6 protein-coding genes and 1 pseudogene are annotated in these 5,693 nt (G+C 65.1%); 6 read left to right on the forward strand and 1 reads right to left on the reverse strand.

Annotation, left to right across the window (positions count from 1 at the left end):
* From Q1J79_RS09535 to Q1J79_RS09545, 3 genes are all read left to right on the forward strand, one after another.
* Positions 1 to 777 (forward strand): cation diffusion facilitator family transporter (locus Q1J79_RS09535; RefSeq protein WP_300299602.1); only part of this gene is annotated, 777 nt, incomplete at its 5' end.
* Between the two features lie 60 nt (positions 778 to 837).
* Entirely contained in the window at positions 838 to 2,274 is a 1,437-nt protein-coding gene (locus tag Q1J79_RS09540; RefSeq protein ID WP_300299604.1) for a sodium:proton antiporter, read from the forward strand.
* Positions 2,275 to 2,372: 98 nt separating this feature from the next.
* A complete protein-coding gene (locus tag Q1J79_RS09545) occupies positions 2,373 to 3,806 on the forward strand; it encodes a sodium:proton antiporter (protein WP_300299606.1) in 1,434 nt (477 codons plus the stop codon).
* A gap of 120 nt (positions 3,807 to 3,926) precedes the next feature.
* On the opposite strand, the gene Q1J79_RS09550 is transcribed toward Q1J79_RS09545, so the two are convergent.
* Complete coding sequence (locus tag Q1J79_RS09550; protein ID WP_300299608.1) at positions 3,927 to 4,217, reverse strand: hypothetical protein; 291 nt, start codon at positions 4,215 to 4,217, stop codon at positions 3,927 to 3,929.
* Positions 4,218 to 4,227: 10 nt separating this feature from the next.
* Here Q1J79_RS09550 and rsfS point away from each other — a divergent pair, with 10 nt between their 5' ends.
* From rsfS to Q1J79_RS09565, 3 genes and pseudogenes are all read left to right on the forward strand, one after another.
* Complete coding sequence (rsfS, locus tag Q1J79_RS09555; protein ID WP_367182978.1) at positions 4,228 to 4,566, forward strand: ribosome silencing factor; 339 nt, start codon at positions 4,228 to 4,230, stop codon at positions 4,564 to 4,566.
* A gap of 56 nt (positions 4,567 to 4,622) precedes the next feature.
* A complete protein-coding gene (gene rlmH, locus Q1J79_RS09560) occupies positions 4,623 to 5,093 on the forward strand; it encodes a 23S rRNA (pseudouridine(1915)-N(3))-methyltransferase RlmH (protein ID WP_300299610.1) in 471 nt (156 codons plus the stop codon).
* A 120-nt stretch (positions 5,094 to 5,213) separates the two neighbouring features.
* Positions 5,214 to 5,693 (forward strand): annotated as a pseudogene (locus Q1J79_RS09565) (2,3-bisphosphoglycerate-independent phosphoglycerate mutase); the annotation flags it as partial.

Here is a 5,693-nt window from a genome sequence, read left to right on the forward strand (position 1 = left end):
GATGCGCTGGCCTCGCTGGTCAACCTGCTGGCGGTGCGCCACGCGCTGACGCCCGCCGATGACGAGCATCGTTTCGGCCATGGCAAGGCCGAGGCGCTGGCCGGCCTGGGCCAGGCCGCGCTGATCGCCGGCTCGGCCCTGTTCCTCGTGGTGGAATCGATCGACCGCCTGCTGGCGCCGCAGCCGGTGCAGCAAAGCCTGACCGGCATCGCCGTGATGCTGCTGTCCATCGCGTTGACCGGCGCGCTGGTGCTGTATCAGCGCTATGTGGTGAAGCAGACCGGCTCGCTGGCCGTCTCGGCCGACCGCCTGCATTATGTCGGCGATCTGGCCACCAACCTTGCCGTCATCGCCGCCCTGCTGCTGGCCAGCCGCGGCGATTTCGCCTGGTTCGATCCGGTCTGCGCGCTGGCCATCGCCGCGGTGATCCTGAAAAGCGCCATCGACATCGTGCGCAGCGCCCTGGATCATCTGATGGACCGCGAGATGGCCGATGCCGACCGCGAGCAGATTCTGGCCACCGTGCGCGCCCATCCCGAGGCGCGGGCCGCCCATGACCTGCGCACCCGGCAGTCCGGCAACCAGGTGTTCATCCAGCTTCATCTCGAACTCGATCCCGAGATCAGCCTGCGCGAGGCGCATCGCATCTCCGATGAGGTCGAAGCCAGCCTGCTGCTGCTGTTTCCCGGCGCCGAGGTGATCATCCACCAGGACCCGGCGGGCTATGACCAGCCGCAGGCCGATTTCGTCACGCCGGACGACCGGCCGGGCGGTTGATCCGGCCGGCAACGGACCGCTATGGTACCGCCGCCATTGCGATGTCGTTTCGGGGGAATCATGAGCTGTTCGCGTATTCTGCGCCGTGTTGCGCCAGCCATTCCGCTTGGCTTTGCCCTGGGCCTGGGTTCTGCCCTGCCGGCCGAGGCCGCTGCCGCCATCGACGGCAAGGCGCTGAACATCCTGTGGGTACTACCCTTTGCCGGCATCCTGCTGTCGATCGCGCTGATGCCGCTGTTCACCCCGCATTTCTGGCACCACCATTACGGCAAGGTCGCCGCCTTCTGGGGCCTGTGCGTGGTGGTTCCCTTCGCGCTGCAGTTCGGTTCACTACCCACCGGCCATGCGCTGCTGGAAGTGGCGTTGCATGAATACATCCCCTTCATCATCCTGCTGTTCGCCCTGTTCACCGTGGCCGGCGGCGTGCGCCTGACCGGCAACCTGCATGGCTCGCCCAGCCTGAACACCGCCATGCTGTTCATCGGCACCGTGCTGGCCAGTTGGATGGGTACTACCGGCGCCTCGATGCTGATGATCCGGCCGCTGATCCGCGCCAACGACAACCGCCGGCACAATGTTCACGTCGTCATCTTCTTCATCTTCCTGGTTTCCAACATCGGTGGCGCGCTGACCCCGCTGGGCGACCCGCCGCTGTTCCTGGGTTTCCTCAAGGGTGTCGATTTCTTCTGGACCACACAGGCCCTGTTCATGCCCACGCTGGTCGTTGTCGTGGTGCTGCTGGGCGTGTTCTACGCCATCGACAGCTATCTCTACCGCAAGGAAGGCATCGTGAAGGCCGACCCGACGCCGGACAGCCCGATCGGCATCGAAGGCGGCGTCAACCTGATCCTGCTCGGCGCCGTGATCCTCGCCGTGCTGATGTCGGGCACCTGGAAACCAGGCGTGGAGATAAGCCTGTTCGGCATCGACATCGAGCTGCAGAACCTGGCGCGCGACCTGTTGCTGCTCGTCATCGCCTTCGCCTCGCTGAAGCTGACCGAGGCGCAGACGCGCGCCGATAACGGGTTCACCTGGGGGCCGATCGCGGAAGTCGCCAAGCTGTTCGCCGGCATCTTCGTCACCATCATCCCGGCAATTGCCATCCTGCGCGCCGGCACCGATGGCGCCCTGGGTGGACTGGTCAGCCTGGCTTCGAATGCCGACGGCGCGCCGAACAACGTGATGTATTTCTGGCTGACCGGCTTGCTCTCGAGCTTCCTCGACAATGCGCCGACCTATCTGGTGTTCTTCAACATGGCGAGCGGCGATGCCGCCACGCTGATGGGGCAGATGGCCACCACATTGCTGGCGATTTCGGCCGGCGCGGTATTCATGGGCGCCAACTCCTATATCGGCAACGCACCGAACTTCATGGTGAAGGCGATTGCCGAGGAGATGAGCGTGAAGATGCCGAGCTTTTTCGGCTACATGGCGTGGAGCTGCGGCATCCTGCTGCCATGTTTCGTGCTTGTTACCCTGCTGTTCTTCATGTTCTGACCGGCACGGGTGCCGCGAAGGGTTGTCATAAGCATGTGCAATCCCCATATCGGATCGCGACACACACGACGCGAAAATAACCGAGGGGGCGCGCCGCGATGCCTGCCATTCCGACCCGCAGCAAGGCCGGGCCAGTAACTGCCGTTCTGTTCACCGCGCTCACCGTGCTCACGCCCGGCGCGCCAGCGCAGGCCGCTGGCATCGATGGCGCCAGCCTGACGCTGCTGTGGGGCCTGCCCTTCGCCGGCATCCTGCTCTCCATCGCGCTGCTGCCGCTACTGGCGCCATCCTTCTGGCATCATCATTACGGCAAGATCGCCGCCGTCTGGGGCCTGGCTTTCCTGGTGCCCTTCGCGCTGCGCGACGGCATCGGCAGCGCCATGCATGTGGTGCTGGAGGTGGCTCTGCATGAATACCTGCCTTTCACCATTCTGCTGCTGTCGCTGTTCACCATCGCCGGCGGCGTGCGCATCGTCGGCAACCTGCATGGCTCGCCCAGCCTGAATACCGGCCTGCTGGCAGCCGGCACCGTGCTGGCCAGCTGGATGGGCACCACCGGCGCCGCCATGCTGCTGATCCGGCCGCTGATCCGCGCCAACGACAACCGCCGGCACAATGTTCACGTCGTCATCTTCTTCATCTTCCTGGTGGCCAATGTCGGCGGCGCGCTGACGCCGCTGGGCGATCCGCCGCTGTTCCTCGGTTTCCTCAACGGCGTGCGCTTCTTCTGGACCATGGAGGCGATGTTCGCCCCCACCCTGCTGCTCGGCATGATCCTGCTGGCGCTGTTTTACGTGGTCGACCGCCACTACTACATCAAGGAAGGCGTCACCCGCGATCCGACGCCTGATACATCGATCCGCGTCGAGGGCGGACTGAACATCTTCCTGCTGGCTGGCGTGGTCGGCGCGGTGCTGATGTCGGGCACCTGGCAGCCGGACTGGAGCTTCGATGTCGGTGGCGTGGAGGTGAAGCCGCAGAACCTGGCGCGCGATGTCATCCTGCTCGGCCTGGCCGGCATCTCGCTGCTGATCACCACCAAAAGCACGCGAGTCGGCAACGGCTTCAACTGGGAACCGATCCTGGAGGTGGCCAAGCTGTTCGCCGGCATCTTCGTCACCATCGTGCCGGTGATCGCCATCCTGCGCGCCGGCAGCGACGGCCAGCTGCGCGACCTGATCGCGCTCGCCACCGGACCGGATGGCGGGCCGCGCGACGAGATGTATTTCTGGCTGACCGGCATGCTGTCGGCCTTCCTCGACAATGCACCGACCTATCTGGTGTTCTTCCACATGGCCGGCGGCGACGCCGCAACGCTGATGGGCCCGTTGGCCAACACCCTGCTCGCCATCTCAATGGGCGCCGTCTACATGGGGGCCCTGACCTATATCGGCAACGCGCCGAATTTCATGGTCAAGGCGATTGCCGAGCAGTCGGGCGTCCGCATGCCCAGCTTCTTCGGCTACATGCTGTGGTCGGCGCCGCTGCTGCTGATCCCGTTTGGCCTGATCACCTGGCTGTGGTTCCTCTGAGTCGTCCGGCCCGGCGTTTCACACGACTTTCATTGTCGGGTAACCCGAGTCGCGATAAACTGACATCCGATTCGGCAGGTTAGCCGGCCGAATCGGATGTCAGTTTCCGGAGGACTCCAGTCAGGAGGACCAAGCCATAGCAACCACCACGACGCGCAAACGCGCTGCCGCGACCGCCGGCTCCAAGCCCAAGGCCGCTTCCACCGCAAAGAGTTCAGCCGGCAAGAAACCTGCCGGAAAGACCAAATCAGCCGCAAAGCCGGTCCCCAAGACCAAGGCGCCAGCCAAGGGCGCGGCGAAAAAGAAGACGGTAACCAGCGCCGTCACCAAGGCCGCCAAGGCGGCATCCAAGCCGAAACCCGCGAAAAAGCCGATTGATCCGAAAAAGGCCGAAGCCCGTCGCGCCGCCATTCCGGCCGCGGTGCAGAAGCTGCACAAGCTGATCCTGAAATCGCTGGACGACGACAAGGCCGAAGACATCGTCTCGATCGAGCTGACCGGAAAATCCTCGATCGCCGATTTCCTGGTCGTTGCCTCGGGCCGGTCCTCGCGCCAGGTCGCCGCCATCGCGGAGCATCTGGTCGAGCGCATCACCCGCGAGACCGGCAAGAAGGTGCGCGCCGAGGGCAAGGCGGTAGGCGACTGGGTGCTGATCGATACCGGCGACATCGTCGTGCATATCTTCCGGCCGGAAGTGCGCAGCTTCTACAATCTGGAAAAGATGTGGGGCGCCGCCATTCCCGAGCCCGCCGCGGCCTGATGGACAGCATCGCTCCGGCCAGGAGTGTGGCCTGGCCAGAGCGATGAAAATCACCCATGAAGATCACCATTGCCTGCATCGGCCGGGCCGGGCGGGCCAAGCATGACGCGGCCCAGAGCCTGGTCGAATCCTATCGCGAGCGCCTGCCCTGGCCGGTGACCATCCGCGAGGTGGAAGACCGCAAGCAGGGCGGCAGCGCCGTCGAGCGCAAGGCGCGCGAGGCCGAATTGCTGCTGGCTGCCGTGCCGAAGGGCGCCGTGCTTGTGGCGATGGATGAGCGGGGCAAAAGCCTGTCCAGCCGGCAATTCGCCGAAACCCTGGAGAAATGGCGTGATGGCGGCGAGCAGGAGGTGGCCTTCCTGATTGGCGGCGCCGACGGGCTGGATTCCGCCGTGACGGCAAAAGCCCGGCTGACGCTCTCGCTGTCGGCCATGACTTGGCCGCATTTGCTGGCCAGGGTGATGCTGCTGGAACAGCTCTACCGGGCCTGGAGCCTGCAGGCCGGGCATCCCTACCACCGCGACTGACCGCGATTATCGGCGGAATCGATCACGGCGATGGGAAAGCCCGGCGTGACGGACCCGCCCGGTTGCGCTATGTAAGGCCTGAATTCCCACCGTTTTCCGCCAGACGCTTTGCCAGACACCATGACCGAGACCGCCGAAGCCAAAAAACCTGTCGTTTTGTGCATCCTGGACGGCTGGGGCCTGCGCGAGGACCCGACCGACAATGCGCTGGCCCAGGCGCGGCTGCCCAATTACCGCCGCCTGCTGGAAACCCGCCCGTTCGCCCGGGTCGGCACCTCGGGCCGCGATGTTGGCCTGCCCGATGGCCAGATGGGGAATTCGGAAGTCGGCCACATGAATATCGGCGCCGGCCGCATCGCCGTGCCCGATCTGGGTCGTATCGACAATGCGGTGGCCGATGGCAGCCTGGCGCAGAATCCCGCCCTCGCCGACCTGATCGCCAAGCTGAAACAGAGCGGCGGCAGCCTGCACCTGCTGGGCCTGCTGTCGGATGGCGGCGTGCATTCGCACCAGGACCACATGGCCGCGGTGGCGAAGATTTTCGCCCAGGCCGGCGTGAAGGTGTGGATCCACATGTTCGCCGACGGCCGCGATACCGCG

This window comes from Ferrovibrio sp. (assembly GCF_029255545.1).
Classification (GTDB): domain Bacteria; phylum Pseudomonadota; class Alphaproteobacteria; order Ferrovibrionales; family Ferrovibrionaceae; genus Ferrovibrio.

Coding starts and splice junctions, on each gene's coding strand:
- Q1J79_RS09540 (WP_300299604.1), top strand. CDS start 838: ATGAGCTGTTCGCGTATTCTGCGCCGTGTTGCGCCAGCCATTCCGCTT.
- Q1J79_RS09545 (WP_300299606.1), top strand. CDS start 2,373: ATGCCTGCCATTCCGACCCGCAGCAAGGCCGGGCCAGTAACTGCCGTT.
- Q1J79_RS09550 (WP_300299608.1), bottom strand. CDS start 4,217: ATGGCGGCGCGACGGGCTTCGGCCTTTTTCGGATCAATCGGCTTTTTC.
- rlmH (WP_300299610.1), top strand. CDS start 4,623: ATGAAGATCACCATTGCCTGCATCGGCCGGGCCGGGCGGGCCAAGCAT.